The organism is Pseudomonas sp. GW822-FHT06B12 (assembly GCF_058799675.1).
The window spans coordinates 216,865-237,305 of sequence record NZ_JBXALR010000004.1 but is presented as its reverse complement, the minus strand read 5'-3'; the positions used below and the strand labels follow the sequence as shown (position 1 = coordinate 237,305).

Genomic DNA, 20,441 nt, shown 5'->3' with positions numbered 1-20,441 from the left:
AGCAAGCACCAAAATGCCCCCGACGCATAACGACGGGGGCACGTTCGATTACAACTTGACGTTCTGGCGGATGTTCCAGCCGAACTTGATCGGCCCGCCTTCCTTGGTGCCGTCGGCTTTTTGCGGCTGGTAGTCCACCAGCACCTTGGCGAAGTTCAGGGTGACGTTTTCAGTCAGGCGATCATCGCTGCCCGAGCCGCCGGTGCTCAGGGAACTGATCAGAACTTCTTCCAGGTTGATGATCATGTACTCGACCTGGCTTTCGCCACCGGCCTTGCGCACGGTCAGCTTGACCTTGTCGATGTGCTTGCCGCTGGCGCAATGCATCATCAGGTTGGGTGAGGCCTTGTCGACGAACTTGGTCAGCGACAGGTCCTGGACGTTCACCTTGCCGGCACCGCCGCCGCCCCCCAGGTGCATATTGCCCGACTGAGACATGCCCCAGCTCCAGTTCAAGACGTCGATTTCGTCCTTGTGGGCCTTGTCCATGGACTCGCCCTTGATGTCGCCGATCTTGATGAAAATATCAACAGCCATGTTTTCTCCCTGTGTGGTCTCTACCACATTGTGTTTTTGCTGATCGTTCCCACGCTCTGCGTGGTCACGCATCGGGCGGCATTCCCACGCAGAGCGTGGGAACGATCACATCAAGAGCGGTGTTACGCGCCCTTGGCCGAAGGCAGCTTCGATACCAGGCGCAGGGACACAGTCAGACCTTCGAGCTGATAGTGCGGGCGCAGGTAGAACCTGGAGTTGTAGTACCCCGGGTTGCCTTCCACCTCTTCGACAATCACTTCGGCCGCCGCCAATGGGTGCTGGGCCTTGGTGGTTTCGGTGGAGTGCGCTGGGTCGCCGTCGACGTAGTTGAGGATCCAGTCCTGCAACCAACGCTGCATTTCGTCCCGCTCTTTGAAGGAGCCGATCTTGTCGCGCACGATGCACTTCAAGTAATGGGCGAAACGGCAGGTGGCGAACAGGTATGGCAGGCGCGCGGCCAGGTTGGCGTTGGCGGTAGCATCCGGGTCGTCGTACTCGGCCGGCTTTTGCAATGACTGGGCGCCGATGAACGCGGCGAAGTCGGTGTTTTTCTTGTGCAGCAGCGGCATGAAACCGTTCTTCGCCAGTTCCGCTTCACGGCGGTCCGAAATGGCGATTTCAGTCGGGCACTTCATGTCCACGCCACCGTCGTCGGTCGGGAAAGTGTGCGCCGGCAGGTTCTCCACTTCACCACCAGACTCCACGCCACGAATGCGCGAGCACCAGCCAAAGTGTTTGAACGAGCGGTTGATGTTCACCGCCATCGCGTAAGCGGCGTTGGCCCATGTGTACTTGGAGCTGTCGGCGCCGTCGGTGTTTTCTTCGAAGGCGAAGGCTTCCACCGGGTCGGTCTTGGCACCGTACGGCAGGCGTGCCAGGAAGCGCGGCATGGTCAGGCCGATGTAACGCGAGTCTTCCGATTCACGCAGCGAGCGCCAGCCGGCATATTCCGGGGTGGTGAAGATTTTGGTCAGATCGCGCGGGTTCGACAGTTCCTGCCACGAGCCCATGCCCATCACGGTCGGCGATGCGGCGGCAATGAATGGCGCGTGCATGGCGGCGCAGACTTTCGACAGTTCGCCCAGCAATTCGACATCCGGCGGCGACTGGTCGAAGTAGTAATCGCCCACCAGGCAGCCGTAAGGTTCGCCGCCGAACTGGCCGTACTCTTCTTCGTACATCTTTTTGAAGATCGGGCTCTGGTCCCATGCGGTGCCCTTGAATTTCTTCAGGGTCTTGTGCAGGTCGGTCTTGGAGATGTTGAGCACGCGGATCTTCAGCTGCTCGTCGCTCTCGGTGTTGTTGACCAGGTAGTGCAAGCCACGCCAGGCGCTTTCCAGTTGCTGGAACTCCGGGTGATGGATGACCTGGTTGACCTGGGCGGTGAGCTTGGCGTCGATGGCGGCGATGATCGACTCGATCGACTTGATGGCGTCGTTGGACACCAGGTCGGTCTGCGCCAGGGCCTGTTCGGCCAGGGTGCGTACAGCAGCCTCGACGGCTTCGCGAGCGCGGTCGGTCTTGGGTTTGAATTCTTGCAGCAGCAGGGAGGCGAACTCGCTGGCTTCTTCGGTGGTGCCCAGTGTCTGGGCGTCTGCACGTACTGGATCGGTCATGATCATTCGTCCTGATTAAGCCTGAGGCTCGGCGGGCTTGGGCGCACTGGCAAGTGCCTGGAGCAGCGCCGGATCCTTGATGGCCTTCATGATGATTTCTTCGGCACCGGTCTTGCCGTCCATGTAGGTCAGCAGGTTGGCCAATTGAGTGCGCGCTTCGAGCAGTTTGTTCAGCGAGTCAACCTTGCGTGCCACGGCGGCCGGGCTGAAGTCGTCCATGCTTTCAAAGGTGATGTCCAGGCTCAGGTTGCCTTCGCCGGTCAGCTCGTTGGGCACGTGGAACGCGACGCGTGGCTGCATGGCCTTGAGGCGGGAGTCGAAGTTGTCCACATCCACTTCAAGGAACTTGCGATCGGCCACAGGAGCCAGGGGCTCGGCCGGCTTGCCGGCGAGGTCAGCCATAACCCCCATTACGAAGGGCAACTGGACCTTTTTTTCGGCGCCGTAGAGCTCGACGTCGTACTCGATCTGCACTCGAGGCGCGCGGTTGCGCGCGATGAATTTCTGAGAACTTTGCTTCGCCACGTTGCTGCTCCTGGTCGCTCAAGCGACGGTGTTGGCGTCATCGGCGGTGCCGGTGACGTGACTGCGTGATCCGTACGCTTTTATTCGCTGTCTGGTCCGCGCAGGTTTTCAAATTGGCTCATGCCGTCGGGAATCAGGTTGCGCACGATCGCCGCAAAGTCGGCGTGCACCAGATTCTTTGCCCGGTTCAACAGCACCGGCAGAGGGCTGGAGGGTTCATGACGGGTGTAATAGGCAAGAATCCGGTCCAGGCTGCGCAGCACGTCGTCGCGGTTATTGATTTCGCCGCTGCTGGTACCGCTGCTGGTACCGCTGTTGGTGCCGCTGCTGCGCGGTGCGCTCGGTGCGGTGGTGTATTCAACCGGCGCGGCGCTGTCGTGGCTGATGGAGTCGGGCAGGGGGCTATCGCCTTTCTGCGGGGCGAACTGGCCGAGAATCTGCAGGGCCATTTTGAGCGGTTGCTTCAACGGGCCAAGGTCAACGCCCTGGGCGGACCCGACCTGTTCGCTGACGTGTTGCTCGATGGCCTCGGCGACGTTGCGGGCCTCGTGCAAGGCGGCGCGGGTAATTTCCAGCTGCTCGGGATCGCTGTCAAGGAACGCCCCGGCAAGCTGCTCGGCGCCGAGGTTTTCGTCAGGGAAGCTTTGCAGGCCGCTGGCGTTGGCGGCCGCGCGCAGGCTGACAGCGCCAAAGGTTCGCGAACGGGCCAGGATACTTTCGCGCAGTAGTCGAATGGTGGCATCGGACGCCAGGCCGGCGAGGGCGTTGATGCGCACGGTGGGATCGTTGTCGTCTTCGGCATCCAGTCGTGGATGCAGGACGGCCCAGTATTGCTTGAGCAATTCGCTGATCAGCGTCAGGACGCGGGCCAGGCCGGTGACACCTTCCAGGGCAAGGGAGCTTTGCAAAAGGAAATGGGTGATGCGCAGGTCTTTGCTGCGTTGCAACAAATCCAGGCTTTGCTGCTGGATGCTGCGCCACTCAGGCGGTTCGGCAGGCAATATTGAATCGCCCATGCTGCGCTCGGGCTGGCCTAGGGAATCGCGTTCCAGGCGCAAAAAGTCCGCGTCGTATTCCAGATCTTCGCCACAAGGCGAAGTCGCGGAAACGGCGGCAAGCAGCGAAAGCACTTCCACTGAATTTGATCTCCCTATCGCCCGCGACAGAGTCGGGCAGTTCACACGTTAGTTCCAAGTGGAACTTCGCATGTTTCCTTGCGTGTAATGGCCCTTTGGATCCTCTATGACCTTAAAGTGCCATCATTGTTATTCAAGAAAGTTGTTCATTTTTGGTGTAGTACTTATGGCTTGTCAAGGTAAGCTATTTCTCCTGTGTGACGGATGTGAGGTGCTTAACAACCCTCACGACCAGTAGGTCCAGGAAGGTGCTGACGCAGGTTTTTGTCACGTAAACCGGTTAAGATCAGCAAACATGCTGGTAAAAAGCCGTTTTTGAGGTTGTTTGCAAGGTTTGTCGGCGAGTTCCGCGGGGATTGATCCCCTCATTCGCCGGCGCGCAAAGTGTGCAGCAAGGAGGCAAGATGCCACTGTGTTTGACTATCACTAGTTATCACAAAATTACCCCTGGTCAATGCTCTGAAAAATCCATGGATCAGGGCGTGATGGCAATTGGCCGTAATTCTGATAATGACTGGGTATTGCCCGATCCAGAGCGCTTGGTCTCCGGAAAACATTGCATTATTCAATACAAAGATGGCCGGTATTATTTAACCGATAACAGCACTAATGGGGTGGAGTTAGTCAAGGCCGGCATTCGTCTGCGCAAGGGAAACAGCGAGCCGTTGCAAGATGGGGAAGTTATCCGCATCGGTGATTATGAAATCCAGGCGCGCATCGATTTCAATCTGCCTGTGACTGACAGCAACCCGTTTGCCGATTCGTCCAGCAGCTTCGATGCCTTGATGGGACGCCAGGGCGCCGGCGTGAAGACGCCGACCCCGTTGCCCGTGACACCCCCAGCACATTTTCAGGGCGTGTCGGCCATGGACACGCTGCCGGACTTGTTCGACTTTCTGGCACCGAGCAGCATCCCGCCGGCCACCCAGCCCGACCATGTCCCGGTCGAGCAACACGACTTCCGTCCACCGACCCCGATCCCTAAGCCGACGCCCATGACAGAGCCTGCGCCGCTGGCGTCGGCCCCACTGATTCCGGAAGATTGGGACCTGTTCAGCGACCAGCCTGCGCCGCTGGCGGTTGCCCCCTTGCCTGTTGCAGAAGTTGCGCCGCCACCCGTACCTCAAATCAGCGTACCGATCGAGCCGGCCCCCCTGCGCGAACCGCCCGTGGCTATCGTTGAGCCCCCGGTCAGTCCGGTCAGCCATTCTCAACCCGACCTGTTGCAAGCCTTTCTGCGCGGCGCCGGGCTGGATCAAGTGCGCCTGGAAAAGGCCCAGGCCGAAGCGCAGATGGAAAGCATCGGCCGCAGTTATCGGCTGATGGTCGAGGGCCTGATCGATGTCTTGCGCGCCCGCAGCAGCCTCAAGGGCGAGTTCCGCATTCAGCAGACGATGATTCAGCCGGTGGAAAACAACCCGCTGAAATTCGCTCCCAACGTCGATGAAGCCTTGCTGTTGCTGTTGCGCCACACCAATCAGGCGTTCATGGCGCCGGACCTGGCGGTGCGCGACAGCTTCGATGACTTGCGCGCCCACCAATTGGCGGTGATGGCGGGTGTGGAAGCTGCGATCAAGCACCTATTGGCGCGTTTCGAGCCGGCACAACTGGAAGAGCGCATGGGCAAGCCCGGTGGCCTGTCGAGCATTTTCAATGGCTCACGACAGGCCCAGTACTGGCAGCAGTTCACCGAGCTCTACAGCAATATTTCCCGTGAGGCCCAGGAGGATTTCCAGGACCTGTTCGGTCGGGAGTTCAGCCGCGCCTACGAAGAACACAGTGCAAGACAAGGTCGCCGCTGAGCGCCGCTGTCACATAACGCGATTCATAGCAAAGAACGGAACAACGGATAGCTGAAACGTCATTGAGGACGCAGGATGATTCCCAGGTTTTTACTCGCAGTTGCCACCGCGCTTCTGCTGACCGCGTGTGCCAAGGAGGCCACCAAACCCCAACCCGAAGAGGCTGAGGCCGACACGGCCGCCGTCGAGTTGCACTTTCACGCCATCGCCGGGCTCAACCCCGGAGCCACTGGCCAGCCGGCCCCGGTCCGGGTGCGCATTTTCGAATTGAAAAATGCCGCCACCTTCGGTCGTTCCGATTATTTCGCACTGGCCGAACGAGCCCAGGCGACGCTCGGTGCGGATCTGATCGACCAGGACGAAGTGCTGATCCAGCCCGGCCAGCAGTTGAGCCTGCAGCGCGACCTCGATCCGGCCACTCGCCATATCGGCGTGCTGGTGGGGTATCGCGAACTGGATCAGGCGCAGTGGCGCACGGTGATGAATGTTCCGCCGCGCCAATACACCGAATACCAGATCAGCCTCGATGTGCGCGCCGTGCGCAGCGCCGTCGTTGTTCCCCCATCCAGCCCTGCCCAATAAGCAATCGGAGCCCCCATGTCCTGGAACAATCGCGTGGTCTGGTCGGAAGGTATGTTCATTGGAACGCAGCACTTCCAGCAGCATGACCGTTACCTGGAGAACCTCATCGACGCCCGGAGTCGCCCATTGTCGGCTGGGGCCTGGGGATTTTCTGAATTGCTGATCGACCAGGGCCTGCTGGCCCAGGGCAAACTGGCGATCATCTCGGCGCGGGGCCTGTTGCCAGATGGCACGCCATTCAACATTCCCCAGGATGACCTGGCGCCGAGCCCGCTGAATGTCGATGACAACCTGCGCGATGGTTTGGTGTACCTGGCCTTGCCGCTCAAGCGCGCCGGCGCGCGTGACACCGTTGACGAGGGCGAGGCCCTGGGCGCTGCGCGCTATGTGAGTCAGGTGCGCGAAGTGCGGGACGACAACGCGCCGTTCGAAAACCAGGCCCCGGTGGCCGTGGGATCGAGGGCGCTGCGATTATTGATCGCCCGGGACGGCATCAGCGACTACGCGGCGATCGGCCTGGTGCGAATCAAGGAGAAACGCGCCGACCGTGCCTTGGTGCTCGACGACACTTACATCCCGCCGCTGCTGGATGTGGTCGCCTCCACGCCCTTGGCCGCGTTTCGCAACGAGCTACTGGGCCTGCTTCATCAGCGCGGCGAAGCGCTCGCCGGGCGAGTGGTGGCGTCCGGTGCCGGCGGTGCCTCGGAGATTGCCGATTTCATGCTGCTGCAACTGGTCAACCGTGCCCAGCCGCTGATCCAGCACTTGAGCCACTTGAGCCCGTTGCATCCCGAGCGGTTCTACAGCGAGTTGGTGAGCCTGGCCGGGGAATTCTCGACCTTTACCGCTTCCGGGCGGCGACCGCAGGAATTCCCGCAGTACCAGCATGATGACCTCGCGCTAAGTTTTGCGCCGGTGATGCAAGCCCTGCGTGAGGCGCTGTCAATGCTGATCGACAGCAAGGCCACGCCGATTCCGATTGTCGAAAAAGCCTACGGCATTCATGTGGCCATGCTGGCTGACAAAACCCTGCTCGACAGTGCCAGTTTTATCCTGGTGGTGCGCGCCGATGTGCCTGCCGAGACCCTGCGCAGCCGCTTCGGCCAGCAGAGCAAAATCGGCTCGGTGGAGCACATTCGCGATATGGTCAACCTGCAATTGCCGGGCATCGGCCTGCTGCCAATGCCCGTGGCGCCACGGCAGATTCCGTATCACGCCGGTTCCACCTATTACGAACTCGACCGGGGCAGCGAGCATTGGCAACAACTGGCCAACTCCGGCGGTTTTGCGTTCCACATCGCGGGTCAGTTCCCGGGGCTGAACCTGGCTTTCTGGGCGATCCGAGGATAAACCGCGATGAATAACGACGATCGTACCCAGTTCATGCCGACACCCGGTGGCCGTGGCGCCGAACCGGCCCGCCCGGACCCTGGTCGCGCCCAGCCCGCGCCGCTTTCGATGCCGGCCGCGCCGGTGTTGACCGGCAAAGCCGAAGGTCTCAACCCCCTGGAGAGCGCCGCGGGTCCGCTGCTGGCTTTGCTGACCCGCTTGCGCAACACCATTGCCCACCCGGCACCGGCGAGCCTGCGGGCGCAATTACTGGCCTACCTGCGCCAGTTCGAGGAACGCGCCGAGGCCGCCGGTGTGGTGCGCAACGATGTGTTGCTGGCCCGCTACGCCTTGTGCACCGCCCTGGATGAAGCGGTGTTGAGTACGCCGTGGGGCGGCACCGGCGACTGGGGCAAGCAGAGCCTGCTGATCACCGTGCATAACGAGGCCTGGGGCGGCGAGAAGGTGTTCCAGCTATTGGAACATTGCCTGCAAAGCCCCCGCGAACGTTTGTATCTGTTGGAGCTGTTGTACCTGTGCATGTGCCTGGGTTTCGAAGGGCGTTATCGGGTCATAAATGACGGTCGCAGCCAACTGGATGCCTTGCGTGAGCGCACCAGTGCGGTCATCCGCAGCGCCCGTGGCGAATACGAGCGTGAACTGTCGCCCCATTGGCGCGGCGTTACCGTGGCGCGCGACCGGCTGGCGCAATTCATACCGCCATGGATCGCGGTGGCCATCGGTGTGGCGTTGCTGCTGGCCCTGTTGTTCGGCCTGCGCTTGAAACTGGCCGCCGATGCCGAGCCGGTGTTTAAAAACATCCATGCGCTGGGCGAAATCCCGGTGCAGGCCATCGACCGTCCGGTGGTGCAACCGAAACTGATCGAGCGTCCTCGCCTGGCAGGCTTCCTTGCCGATGAAATCAAGGCCGGGCGGGTCTCGGTGGAAGACGCCGTTGACCGTTCAGTGGTGACCATCCGTGGCGATGAACTGTTCGCCTCGGGCAGCGCCAGCATCATCGACAACTTTCAGCCATTGATGCTGCGCATCGCCGATGCCCTGCGCAAGGTCAAGGGCCAGGTCCGCGTGACCGGCCACAGCGACAATCGCCCGATTGCCACCCTCAGGTTTCCATCGAACTGGGCTTTGTCCGAGGCGCGGGCCACTTCGGTGCTGCAAATCCTTTCGGCCAAGACCGGCCAGCCCGAGCGCTTCAGCGCCGAAGGCCGCAGTGACACCGAGCCGTTGGCCTCGAACGCTACGACCGAGGGGCGCGCACGCAATCGTCGGGTCGAAATCACAGTGTTGGCGGAGGGAGTCGAGTGAAGGCGTTTTTCAGTTTTATCACCCGCTGGGTCATTCCGTTGCTGGGGCTGATCGCCCTGAGCCTGATCATCTGGTTTGTCGGGCCGCTGCTCGAATTCCTGGTGCCCGAAGGCCGGCGCTGGGCGCTGATCATTCTGCTGTTCGCGGTGTGGATCGCCTACCGGCTGTTTCGCATCATCCAGGCCCGCCGTCAGGCCGCCGAAGTCATGCGTAGCCTGGCGGCGCAAACCCCGCCGGACCCGACCAGCATCGCTACGGCCGAAGAGCTCGAAACCCTGCGTCAACGTATGGACGAAGCCCTGGCGCTGTTGAAGAAAGCCAAGCTGGGCGGCGACGAGCGACGCAATCTCTACGAATTGCCGTGGTACGTGATCATCGGCCCGCCGGGTTCGGGCAAGACCACGGCGCTGGTCAACTCCGGTCTGCATTTTCCGTTGGCTGCGCAGTTGGGCGCAGGTGCGGTGCGCGGCGTCGGCGGTACGCGCAATTGTGATTGGTGGTTTACCGACCAGGCTGTGATGCTCGACACCGCAGGCCGCTACACCACTCAGGACAGCGACGCGACAGTCGACAAGGCCGCCTGGCTGGGCTTTCTGGGTCTGTTGAAAAAACAGCGGGCCCGTCGCCCGATCGATGGTGCATTTATCGCTATCAGCCTCTCCGACCTGTTGCTGGGCAGCGACGCCGAACGCGCCGCCCATGCCGCTGCGATACGCCTGCGCATTCAGGAGCTGTATACCCAATTGGGCGTGCGCTTCCCGATCTACCTGATGCTGACCAAACTCGATCTGGTGCCTGGGTTCATGGAGTATTTCGACACCCTGAGCAAAGAAGAGCGAGCCCAGGTCTGGGGCATGACCTTCGTTCTGGATGACGGCAAAAGCAATGACAGCCCGCTGGCCCATCTGCAAAGCGAATTCGCCGGTCTGGAGCAACGCTTGAACGATCGACTGGTGGAGCGTTTGCAGCAGGAACGCGACCCGGCGCGACGCGATCTGATCTACGGTTTTCCACAGCAGTTCGGCGCGTTGAAGGATTGCCTGCAAAGCTTCCTTGAGGGTGTGTTTAAACCCAACGCCTTTGAAGAGCGAGTGCTGTTGCGCGGGGTGTATTTCACCAGCGGCACTCAGGAAGGCAGTCCGATTGACCGGCTGATCGGCTCTATGGCCCAGAGCATGAACCTGGACCGCCAGCACCTGGCGCGCCAGACCGGCACCGGGCGCAGTTACTTCATCGAAAGACTCTTCACCGCCGTGGCCTTTGCCGAGCGAGGGCTGGTGGGGGTCAACCCGAAAGTCGAACGTCGACGCAAGTGGATCGCCCAGGGCGTGCTGGCCTCGACCGTGGCCCTGGTGCTGGTGGTCGGGACCTTGTGGTGGGTCAGCTACCGCGCTAATCAGGCGTATATCGCGCAAGTCGATCAGAAAGTCGTGCCCCTGGGCCAGGCCGTGCAGAACCTCAGCCCGGCACAGAGGGACGTGCTCGCAGTGTTGCCCTTGCTCAACGCAGTGAAGCACTTGGCCGATGATGCGCCGAACTGGGCCGAAGGCCTGGGTCTGTATCAGGGTTACATGCTTGAAGCCGAGTCCGGCAGTGTCTATCGCAAGCTGTTGATCGCGGTCTTCGCGCCGCGCTTGCTCACGCGTATCGAAGAGCAACTGCACGGCGGCGGCAATTCGGACTTCCTTTACGAAGGCTTGAAGGCCTACCTGATGCTCGCCGACAGCGAGCATTACGATGCTGACTTCATCAAGGCATGGATCGCCCTGGACTGGGACCGCAGCCTGCCGCGCGACTTGCCGGCCGAGCAGCGCGTAGCCCTCGGGGAACACTTGCAGGCGCTGTTCGAACGCCATCCACCCACCGCACGTCTCGACCCAAGCCTGATCGACGATTTGCGCCGGCAGTTGCAACAACTGCCGGTGGCCCAGCGTGTCTACGACCGGATCAAACGGCAGCAACTGCCGGACGGCATCCCGGACTTTCGTCTCAACGAAGCGGCCGGGCGCGATGCGGCGCTGGTGTTCAGCCGCAAGAGCGGCAAGCCGTTGGGCGACCCCTTGAGCGGCTTCTTCACCGCCAAGGGTTATCGCCAAGGGTTTTTGCTCACCAGCCTGAACCAGACCGGCACCCTGGCTGAGGAGCAGTGGGTGCTCGGTCACGACCAGGCAGAACAGCAGAACGTCGCCAGCCTGGCCGCCGAAGTGCGTCGCCTGTATTTCCAGGATTACCAGCGCCAGTGGGACGCCTTGCTGGCTGATATCGACTTCGTGCCGATTACCGGCGTGGCCCAGGCCGCCGATGTGCTGCGGGTGATTTCCGGGCCGACTTCACCGTTGAAAAAACTGCTGGTGGCGGTGGCGAAGGAAACCGACCTGCAACAGGAAGAACGCCTGCTGGCCGCCAAGGGCGCGCCGGTGGAGGGCGGGGTCGACAAGCTCAAGGAGCGCCTGGGCACCTTGCTCGGCCAGGAGCAGGCGACGCAAAACACACCTGAGGCCAGTGACGATCCAATCACCGCGCATTTTGCCGAACTCAACCGCATCGTCAGCAAGAACGAAGGCGAGCCGGCGGCCATCGATGGCCTGTTGGCCGACATGAACGCCCTGTATGTGCAGGTCAGCGCCATGGTCGGCGCCAGCGGCGACGCCTTGCTTGGCGAAGCCAAGAACCAGGCCGCAGCGGCCGCGACACGGGTCAGCCTCAACGCCGAGCGTCAACCGGCGTTGGTGCAGGGCCTGGTCAAGTCGGTGGTCAACTCCACCACCAATAGCATGATGGGCGGGGTACGCAATCAACTGAACGCGGCCTGGACCAGCGAAGTGGTGAACATCTATCGCCAGTCCCTGGCCGGGCGTTATCCGATGTCGCCAGGCAGTGCGCGAGACGCGACTCTCGACGACTTCGGCCAGTTCTTCGGCGTGGGCGGGGTGATGGACAACTACTTCCGCAAGTACCTGCAGCCGTATGTGGATACCTCGACCCAGGCCTGGCGCTGGCAACCGGGCGCCGCGCAGAAGCTCGGCATCGCCCCGGGCGTGCTGCAGACCTTCCAGCGGGCAGCGACCATCCGGGATGCATTTTTCCGTTCCGGCGGCACCCAGCCGATGGTGCGCTTCGAACTCAAACCAGTGGCGATGGACGCCAGCATTACCCAGTTTTTACTTGACCTCGATGGTCAGCAATTGAGCTACGACCACGGCCCGAGCCGTCCGACCGCCATGCAATGGCCCAACGCTGGCAGCATCGGCGTGGTGCGGATCTCGATCATGCCGCCCACGGCCAGCGGTCGGTCCGGCATCACCCTGGACGGCCCCTGGGCCTGGTTCCGCCTGCTCGAGCAATCGGACCTGACCGCCGGCAACTCGCCGGATCGCTTCAACCTGCGGCTGCGGGTCGACGGCGCCAGCGCCTCTTACGAGCTGCGGGCCAACAGCGCCTTCAACCCGTTCAAGAGCCGTGTGCTCAGTGGTTTCAGCCTGCCGGAGCGGTTATGAGTACTCCGGGTTTCTATGGAAAGTTGGCCAGTCGCGGGGACTTTGTCAGCCGTGGCTTGCCGCAGAGTTTTATCGGCCCCTGGGATTCATGGCTTGCGGCGGGTTTGCTCGCCAGCCAAAGCCTCGGCGACCGTTGGCTGAATGCCTATCTGGTCAGTCCGTTGTGGCGTTTTGTGGTCGCGCCCGGTGTGTGTGGGCCGCAGGCCGTCGTGGGGGTAGTGATGCCGAGTGTCGATCGGGTTGGCCGATATTTTCCGCTGACCGTCGCGGTGCTGCTGCAACACGACGCCGATCCGGCATCGGTGGTCGGCGGTTCGGATGCCTGGTTTGAACAGGTCGAGCAATTGATGTTGAGCACCTTGAGCGTGGAGGCGAGCTTCGAAGCCTTCGGTGCAGGGCTGGAGACGCTGGGTAGCCCGGCGTACCTGCGGCGCACGCCGAGCAGCCGTTTTGCCGGTCTGCACCGCTTTGATGTCACCGATCCGCAGGCGCGAATGACCGCCCTCGCCGAACAGGCCTGCGAAGGGGCCAGTGTGTGGTGGGGCCAGGGTTCGGAGCGCATCGCGCCCGGTTTATTGCGGTGCCAGGGCCTGCCGGCCGCCGCTGATTTTGCGCAATTTTTGCTCGGCCAAGAAGGTGTTGTGTAGATGTGTGCAAGCGTTGGAAAGATCTTCAAGTCTGCAAGCAAAAGTCATGTCGGCATGGTCCGCCAGGTTAACGAAGACGCTTGCCTGGACATGCCGCAAAAAGGCCTGTGGGTGGTCGCCGATGGCATGGGCGGGCACGCGGCGGGCGACTACGTCAGCAGTCTGATTGTCGACAGTCTGCGTAGCATTGCCGTGGGCCGTTCGCTGGATGAGTACGCCGCGGCGCTGAAAACCGATCTGCTGCGGGTCAACGCCGCCGTGCGTGAAGAAACTGCCAACCGCAGCGTGACCATGATGGGCAGCACGGTGGCGGTGCTGGCGGCTCGTGATTTGCGCGGGGTGTGCCTGTGGGCGGGCGACAGCCGCTTGTATCGCCTGCGTGACGGCCGGCTCAAACGCATCTCGCGAGACCACAGTTACGTCCAGGATCTGCAAGACAGCGGCTTGCTCAGTGAAGCCGAAGCCCGGGTACACCCGCGGTCCAATATTGTCACCCGCGCCATCGGGGTACAGGCACAGCTGGAGCTGGCGATGGTCGAGCTGCTGTTGAAGCCCGGCGACAGTTACCTGTTGTGCAGCGACGGGCTGAACAAGACCGTTGAAGATCATGAGATCCGCGAGGTGCTGAGCCACGACGAGCCTGGGGAAATCGCCAGCAGCCTGGTGTCCCTGGGCCTGATGCGCGGCGCTCCGGACAACATCACGGTCATCGTCGTGAAGGTGCCTGCATGAACCTCACTGCGAACATGTTGATCCCTGGCTACGACATCGACGGTGAAATCGGCGAAGGCGCCATGGCCAGTGTTTACCTGGCGACCCAGCGCTCGCTGGAGCGCAAGGTGGCGTTGAAGGTCATGGCCGCCGCGCTGGCAGCCGACCCGAGTTTCTGCGAGCGTTTCCTGCGCGAAGGCAAGACTCTGGCGCGCCTGTCTCACCCGCATACGGTCACCATCCATGACATCGGCAATGTCGGTGAGCTGTATTACATGGCCATGGAGTACCTGCCCAACGGTACGCTCAAGGAGCGCATCGCCGCCGGCCTGACGCCGGAGCAGGGCCTGATCTACATCCGCCAGATCGCCTCGGCCCTGGGTTATGCCCATGGGCTGGGGCTGGTTCATCGCGATGTCAAACCGGCGAACATTCTGTTCCGCGCCGATGGCACGGCGGTGCTCTCGGACTTCGGCATCGCCAAGTCCCTGGACGACCGCACCCAATTCACCCAGGCCGGTTTCGCCGTCGGCACGCCCAGCTACATGAGCCCGGAACAGGCGCGCGGCCAGGACATTGACGGTCGGGCCGATCTGTATGCCCTGGGCGTGGTGCTCTACGAAATCCTTGTCGGCAAACTGCCGTATACCGGCAACGACGCGCTCTCCACGGCCCTGGCGCATTTGACCGAACCGTTGCCGGAGCTACCGGTGCACCACGGCCGTTATCAAGAGGTGCTGCGCAAGCTGTTGGCCAAGGATCCGGCCGAGCGTTTCCCGGATGCAAAAGCGCTGTTGCAGGCGCTGGATAATCTGCCGCGCGAATCGGTTGAAGCGACAACGATCCGGCCGTTGCCAATTCCAGCGGGCAATGACCTGGCGGGACTGACGCCGGTGTCCATCAATATACCGACCAGCCCCGAGCAACAATCTCGATCCAGGCCTGTTGCGCCGGCTATGAAGCCGACGCCGCAATCCACGCTCCCGGAAGAACGAAAGGGGCCGGTATTCGCACTCGCCGCCGTCGCGGTAGCCGTAGTACTGGCCTTGGGCGGCGTGGGTTATTGGTGGTTGTCTGGTGACGTTGAAGCGGATGCCAGGACGCCGGTTGTTTCAGTGCCACCGGCCAACACGACACCGGCAGTGGTTGCACCAGAGCCACCCGTAAAGACCCGTGTGGTGACACAAGTCGATGACGGTCAGCGTCCGCTTTTGATGGCCGGCAAAAAAACTTTGTTCCAGCGAGTGCTCAGCAAGCCGGGGGCCAAACTCGCCGGTGAACCGGGGGCCACACCTGGCAAGGCCTTGCCGGCGTTTTCCGTGCTTTACGTCTATCAGCGCAAAGAGGTTGCCGGCAGCCCGTGGCTGCGCGTTGGCACCGCCACCGACGGGCGCAGTGATGGCTGGTTGTCGGCCGAGCAAGTCAGCGACTGGAAGCAAAGCCTGGTGCTCAAATTCACCGAGCGTTCTGGCCGTGCGCCGGTGATGTTCCTGCGTCAGCCCGGTGAAGTAGAGCGGTTGCTGGCCGATCCGCAGGCTGCAAAAAACCTGTTGCTCAAGGCCCAGCAGAATCGCGAAGACAATCAGCAAGTGCTGGCCCTGGAACCGGCCGCCAGCGCGGTGCCGCAAAACCAGTTCTACCTGTTGCCGATCTTCGATTCGCGCGAGAGCTTCGATGAAAACGGCCAGCCGGTGCAGTTGCTGAACGTGGCGTCCATCGACCCCGGCAATGCACCGAAGACCACTGCCGGCAACACCCCGATCAGTGCCGCCAATGCCGACGCGTTTCGCACCGCCGTTGTGTTGGTCGTCGACACCACCGTGTCCATGCAGCCCTACATCGATCAGGTCCGCGACGTGGTACACCAACTGCAAACCCACATCGCCGAGCGCGGCGAGCTGGACAGTGTCAGCTTCGGCCTGGTGGGGTTTCGCAACAGCATCAAGAAAACCCCGGGCCTGGAATACGTCGCTAAAACCTTGATCACCCTGGAACAGGGTCGCGACCCACAGCGCTTCATGGACTTGGCGCGGCAGGTCAAGGCGACCACGGTCTCGAGCCATTCGTTCAACGAAGATGCGTTTGCCGGTGTGATGGAAGCGGTCGAGGGCATGGATTGGTCCGGTTATGGTGGGCGCTTGATTCTGTTGGTCACCGATGCTGGCGCCCTGCGCAAGAACGACCCGTATGCCTCCACACAAATGAACGAGGCCGAAGTACGTCAGGCTGCGCTAGGCAAGCAGATCAAAATCTACGCCTTGCACTTGCTCAGCGACGCTGGCAAGAAAACCCACGCCGGTGCGCAAAGCCAATATCGCACCCTGACTGCCGACGCCAACCCGCAGATCGGCGATCTGTACATTCCGGTACCGGGCGCCGATGTGCGCAAGTTGGGTGAGCGGGTGGACGAGATCGGTTCGGTGTTTGCCGACCTGGTGCATCAGGTGCGCAATAACACGCCGCAAACCGTGCCGCTGCTGAGCGCCGCGCCGAGCCTGACCGACAAATCGGCAGCCGTCGGCTACGCGATGCACATGGACTTCCTGGGGCGTAAAGCCGCCAGCCAGGCGCCACAACTGGTCAGCGCCTGGACCGCCGATCGTGACCTGACCAACCCGGCACTGCCGGCGTTCCAGGTGTGCGTGATGCTGACCAAGCTGCAGCTCAACGACTTGCAGCAATCGCTGAAACTGATCGTCGACGCCGCCCGCAAGACCCAGACCTCGCCGAAGAATTTCTTCCAGGAAATCGCCAGCGCCAGTGCCTACATGAGCCGCGACCCCTCAGCCTTGCGCAAGGGTGGCAACCTGGCCGACGGCGGGGTTCTGGGTGAGTACCTGGAAGGGCTGCCCTACCGCAGCAAGTCGTTGAACATGACCCAGGATTTGTGGCTCTCCCTGAGCGTGGCCGAGCAGGAGGACTTTATCGACGAACTGGACTCGAAAATCCGCCTCTACGAAACCTTCCATAACGACTTGGCCAACTGGGTGCGTTTCGGCGATGCCGAACCGGGTGATGCCTTGTACCGCGTTCCGTTGTCGACGCTGCCGTGATGCTGAACATGAGCGCGGTGCACAAAAGCCGGGGCGCCGGCAGCCAGCGCTACAGCCTGGTGATTCCACGGCTGCAACTGCGTGCCGGTGAACAACTGGCGGTGGTCGGTCCCAGTGGTTGCGGCAAAAGCACGTTGCTCGATTTGCTGGCGCTGGTGCTGGCTCCGGACCAGGCCGGGCAGTTTGATTTTGCGTCCGGCCAAACCACGACGGACATTGCCGGGCTGTGGCGCGCAGATGCGCAAAGCGCCTTGGCGGACCTGCGCAGCCGGCACTTGGGCTACGTGCTGCAAACCGGTGGCCTGCTGGATTTTCTGGACGTGCGCGGCAACATCGACCTGTCGCGCCAACTGCTCGGCTTGAAAGACGACGGCAGCGTGGATCGTCTGGCCGGGGCGTTGGATATCACTGATCAACTGGGCAAAAGACCGTGCGACTTGTCCGTCGGCCAACGGCAGCGGGTGAGTTGCGCCCGCGCCCTGGCACATGGGCCGCGCCTGTTGTTGGCCGATGAACCGACCGCTGCCCTCGATCCGCTCAACGCGGAACGTGTGATGCAGTTACTGGTGACCCAGGCTCGTGAACACAGCGTGTGCTGCGTCGTTGCCACCCACGACGAGGCACTGGCCCGCGCCAGCGGTTTGCAGGTGCGACGCATCAGTTGTCATCGCGACGTCGATGGCGGTGTCACCGCCACCCTTGGGGAGGCTGGCTGATGCGTGGCGCGCTGATGGCTTCCCTGGCTTGGCAGGATTACCGCAACAATGCGTGGCTGTCGGCCTGTTCGGTACTGGCGCTGGTGGCGGTGGTCGCGCCGCTGCTGGTGCTGTTCGGCTTGAAATTCGGCTTGGTCAGCAGTTTGACCGAGCGCCTGGAAAACGACCCGGCCACCCGGGAAATCATTCCCTTGGGTGGCGGCCGATTCAGTGCCGCGTTTATCGAACAGTTGAGCCGGCGCAGTGACGTGGCGTTCGCCTTGCCACGCACCCGGCAGATTGCCGCGACGGCGGATCTGACCGCTGACGTTTCGACGGTGACCGTCGAAATGATCCCCACCGCCGCCAACGATCCCTTGCTTGGCAGTCTGCCGATGCCTCAAGGGCTGGATCAGGTGCTGCTGAGCCAGACCGCCGCCGAAAAACTCGGGGTCAAGGCTGGTGATTGGCTGCAGGCCAGTTTCGGTCGGCAGGTGGCCGGGCGTGGCGAGGCGCAGCGCACTCGTGTCCAGGTGCTGCACGTGCTGCCGCTGGAAGCCTTCGCCCGGGAAGGGTTGTTCGCGCCATTGACGTTACTGGAAGCGGCTGAAGATTACCGGGACGGCCGCGCCGTGCCTGTGTTTGGTTGGCCAGGTGTTGCGGTGGGCGTGACGGAGCAGCGGGTGTATCCGGCGTTTCGCCTGTACGCCCGCAACCTCAATGATGTCGAGACGTTGCGCCAGTACTTCGCTGCGCAGAACCTGCTGGTTTCGACCCAGGCCCAGGCCATCGCCCAGGTGCAATCGCTGAGCCGCAACCTGTCGATCGTGTTCTGGATCATCGCCGGATTGGCCTTGGCGGGAGCGTTCGCGGCGATTTTTGCCGGGGCGCTGGCGGCGGTCGAGCGTAAGCGTCGAGAGTTGTCGGTGTTGCGTCTGCTGGGATTTTCCACGGCGGCGTTGCTGTTATTTGTGGTGATACAGGCACTGTACAGCGCCGGCTTTGCCGCCCTGTTGAGCGCCGGGCTGTATGGCCTGGCGCAATCGGGCCTGAACCATCTATTTGTGCAGATGCCGGGTGAGTACGCCAGCCATCTGCTGGCGCGTCACTACGCGTTGGCCCTGGCGGCAGTATTCGGCGTCAGCGCCGTGGCGGCGGTCTGTGGTGGCTGGCGAGTAGCGCGTATCCAGGCGTGTGAAGGAATCCGAGATGTATAAGTTACTGGGCGCCGCCATGGCGCTGAGCCTGGCCGGCATGGTCTGGGCTGATGAAGGCACCGACAAACTGGACAACCCCAAGCCGTTGCCCGATGACGTCAGCCTGCCGCTGCCGTGCGAAGGGCAGATGGTGTTCCGTTACGTCTACATCCTGGCCCAGGGCAGTCTGGACGATCGCGAGATCAGCCTCGGCTACCCGTTCAGCGAAGGCGAGGCAGGTTATCAGCAGTCGTTCATATCCGGCTATCGCCGGGACTTCATCAATGGCCAGTTCACCCTTAAAGATCTGCCCAAGGACTGGAGCAAGAGCATCACCCCATTGATGCCCAAGACCGACGCCAACACTCCGCTCAAACCGATGTTCTATTTCATCGGCAAATACGAAGTCACTGCCCGCCAATACGCGCAGGTCATGGCCCAGGCACAATCGTTGGCTAGCGGCGAGCCGGCGCCGGCCTGCGAAGCCCTGCAAGCCGAGCTTCCCCAAGGCATGGCCGGGCGTTTGCCCAAGGTGAAACTGTCGCGATTCGAGGCCGAACGCTTCTCGGCGGTGTACAGCGCCTGGCTGATGAAATACCACAAGGACCTGCTGCCGGTGAGCGGTCGCGGCACCTCGGCAGAAGAGGGCGGGCTGGGTTTTGTGCGCTTGCCAACCGAGGTCGAATGGGAATTCGCTGCCCGTGGCGGGCAAGCCGTCAGCCGTCAGGACCTGGAAGGGCGTCTGTTTCCCCGGCGCCTGGACGGCAGCGAAAGCGATGGGCCACTGGCGGACTGGGCGGTTTTCAATCAGGTTGCCGGCGGCACCGGCCAGGCTGCGCGGCTGATGCCGATCGGTACCAAACTGCCCAACCCCATAGGCTTGTTCGATGTAATCGGCAACGCCGCCGAGATGGTCCAGGAGTCCTTCCAGCTCGTGCATGCCGGACGCCGCCAGGGCACCTATGGCGGCTTCGTGGTCAAGGGCGGCAATTACCTGGAAGGCGAGGGCACCTTGTTCACCGGGATGCGTCGCGAGTATCCGCTGTTCGCCGCCGACGGCACCGAGCAAAACAACGAAACCACCGGCTTCCGGGTCGCGATTGGCGCGTTGTCGGCGCCCCGTTCGCGCTACAAGGAACTGTTTGCCCAATGGCAGAAAGAAGGCCGGCTGGCTTCGCTGACCGATGCCATCGACGACGCCCAGGACCCGACCAAACGCCTGGACAGCATCATTGCCGCCAGCGTCGATCCGCGTCTGCAAGCCGAGTTGGGGTTGGTCAACGAAGAGCTCAAACGCAACGTCTCGCTCATCGCCCAACAGCGCGAAGAGGCGGCCGGCAACCTGATCCAGTCGGCGGCCCTGGTGGCCGAGACCATCAACAACTACAACATTCGCCTGACCAATCTGCACAAGAGTCGTCAGCAGGCCGTGGACGCCAAGGACGAGGCCAGCGCCAAGCTGTTCGCTATGGCTATCGACAACGGCCGCAGCGCGCTGGATGGCGCGGTGGCGATCTACATCGACAACCTGGCGACTGGCACGCGCTACACCGATGTCGTGATCCAGGCGCAGTTTCAACGCATCAAGGAAGAGTTGGAGCGCAAGCCGGTACTGGGCAAAAGCCTGGTGGCGCGCGCGACGTTATTCGTTCGCCATGTCGGTGATTATCGTCAGCAACGACGAGCCGACCCGGCGGCGATATTGAAGGAATTGCTCGCATCGAACGATCAGCGGTCTTGATCGTTTGTTGTACAGCGAGCTTTGGAAGGGACTCAGACGGCGGTGGGC

At 62.1% G+C, this 20,441-nt stretch carries 15 protein-coding genes; 11 read left to right on the top strand and 4 right to left on the bottom strand.

Annotated features, from left to right (window positions below):
- Nucleotides 1-48: 48 nt before the first annotated feature.
- From AC1RKH_RS11145 to tssA, 4 genes are all read right to left on the bottom strand, one after another.
- Nucleotides 49-537 carry an Hcp family type VI secretion system effector gene (locus tag AC1RKH_RS11145; RefSeq protein ID WP_493062703.1) on the bottom strand — a complete coding sequence of 163 codons (489 nt, stop codon included), beginning with the start codon at nt 535-537 and terminating at the stop codon, nt 49-51.
- 122 nt (nt 538-659) lie between these two features.
- Nucleotides 660-2,153 carry a type VI secretion system contractile sheath large subunit gene (tssC, locus tag AC1RKH_RS11140; protein WP_493062702.1) on the bottom strand — a complete coding sequence of 498 codons (1,494 nt, stop codon included), beginning with the start codon at nt 2,151-2,153 and terminating at the stop codon, nt 660-662.
- 15 nt (nt 2,154-2,168) lie between these two features.
- A complete protein-coding gene (tssB, locus tag AC1RKH_RS11135; protein WP_007894500.1) occupies nt 2,169-2,678 on the bottom strand; it encodes a type VI secretion system contractile sheath small subunit in 510 nt (169 codons plus the stop codon).
- An 80-nt stretch (nt 2,679-2,758) separates the two neighbouring features.
- Nucleotides 2,759-3,814 (bottom strand): type VI secretion system protein TssA, encoded by a 1,056-nt coding sequence (gene tssA / locus AC1RKH_RS11130; protein ID WP_493062701.1) that lies wholly within the window; start codon nt 3,812-3,814, stop codon nt 2,759-2,761.
- A gap of 404 nt (nt 3,815-4,218) precedes the next feature.
- Between tssA and tagH the strand changes: the two genes are divergently transcribed.
- The 11 genes from tagH to AC1RKH_RS11075 all read left to right on the top strand — a co-directional run bounded on the left by tagH (nt 4,219) and on the right by AC1RKH_RS11075 (nt 20,393).
- Complete coding sequence (gene tagH, locus AC1RKH_RS11125; RefSeq protein WP_493062700.1) at nt 4,219-5,616, top strand: type VI secretion system-associated FHA domain protein TagH; 1,398 nt, start codon at nt 4,219-4,221, stop codon at nt 5,614-5,616.
- Between the two features lie 75 nt (nt 5,617-5,691).
- Nucleotides 5,692-6,198 (top strand): type VI secretion system lipoprotein TssJ, encoded by a 507-nt coding sequence (gene tssJ, locus AC1RKH_RS11120; protein WP_123426125.1) that lies wholly within the window; start codon nt 5,692-5,694, stop codon nt 6,196-6,198.
- 15 nt (nt 6,199-6,213) lie between these two features.
- Complete coding sequence (gene tssK, locus AC1RKH_RS11115; RefSeq protein WP_123426126.1) at nt 6,214-7,548, top strand: type VI secretion system baseplate subunit TssK; 1,335 nt, start codon at nt 6,214-6,216, stop codon at nt 7,546-7,548.
- A gap of 6 nt (nt 7,549-7,554) precedes the next feature.
- Nucleotides 7,555-8,853, top strand: coding sequence for a DotU family type VI secretion system protein (locus tag AC1RKH_RS11110; RefSeq protein ID WP_493062699.1), 1,299 nt, complete (start codon nt 7,555-7,557; stop codon nt 8,851-8,853).
- Complete coding sequence (gene tssM, locus AC1RKH_RS11105) at nt 8,850-12,350, top strand: type VI secretion system membrane subunit TssM (protein ID WP_493062698.1); 3,501 nt, start codon at nt 8,850-8,852, stop codon at nt 12,348-12,350. The genes AC1RKH_RS11110 and tssM overlap by 4 nt, the downstream gene beginning before the upstream one ends.
- Nucleotides 12,347-12,997 carry a type VI secretion system-associated protein TagF gene (gene tagF / locus AC1RKH_RS11100; RefSeq protein WP_493062697.1) on the top strand — a complete coding sequence of 217 codons (651 nt, stop codon included), beginning with the start codon at nt 12,347-12,349 and terminating at the stop codon, nt 12,995-12,997. The genes tssM and tagF overlap by 4 nt, the downstream gene beginning before the upstream one ends.
- Nucleotides 12,998-13,729 carry a PP2C family protein-serine/threonine phosphatase gene (locus AC1RKH_RS11095; RefSeq protein ID WP_493062696.1) on the top strand — a complete coding sequence of 244 codons (732 nt, stop codon included), beginning with the start codon at nt 12,998-13,000 and terminating at the stop codon, nt 13,727-13,729.
- Nucleotides 13,726-16,761: a serine/threonine-protein kinase gene (locus tag AC1RKH_RS11090; RefSeq protein WP_493062695.1), complete on the top strand. Its 3,036-nt coding sequence runs from the start codon at nt 13,726-13,728 to the stop codon at nt 16,759-16,761. Before AC1RKH_RS11095 ends, AC1RKH_RS11090 begins: the two co-directional genes overlap by 4 nt.
- Nucleotides 16,761-17,477 (top strand): ABC transporter ATP-binding protein, encoded by a 717-nt coding sequence (locus AC1RKH_RS11085; RefSeq protein ID WP_493062822.1) that lies wholly within the window; start codon nt 16,761-16,763, stop codon nt 17,475-17,477. The genes AC1RKH_RS11090 and AC1RKH_RS11085 overlap by 1 nt, the downstream gene beginning before the upstream one ends.
- Complete coding sequence (locus AC1RKH_RS11080; protein ID WP_493062694.1) at nt 17,477-18,673, top strand: ABC transporter permease; 1,197 nt, start codon at nt 17,477-17,479, stop codon at nt 18,671-18,673. The genes AC1RKH_RS11085 and AC1RKH_RS11080 overlap by 1 nt, the downstream gene beginning before the upstream one ends.
- On the top strand, nt 18,666-20,393 hold the full coding sequence (locus AC1RKH_RS11075; RefSeq protein WP_123426133.1) for a formylglycine-generating enzyme family protein: 1,728 nt from the start codon (nt 18,666-18,668) through the stop codon (nt 20,391-20,393). Before AC1RKH_RS11080 ends, AC1RKH_RS11075 begins: the two co-directional genes overlap by 8 nt.
- The last annotated feature ends 48 nt before the right edge of the window (nt 20,394-20,441 follow it).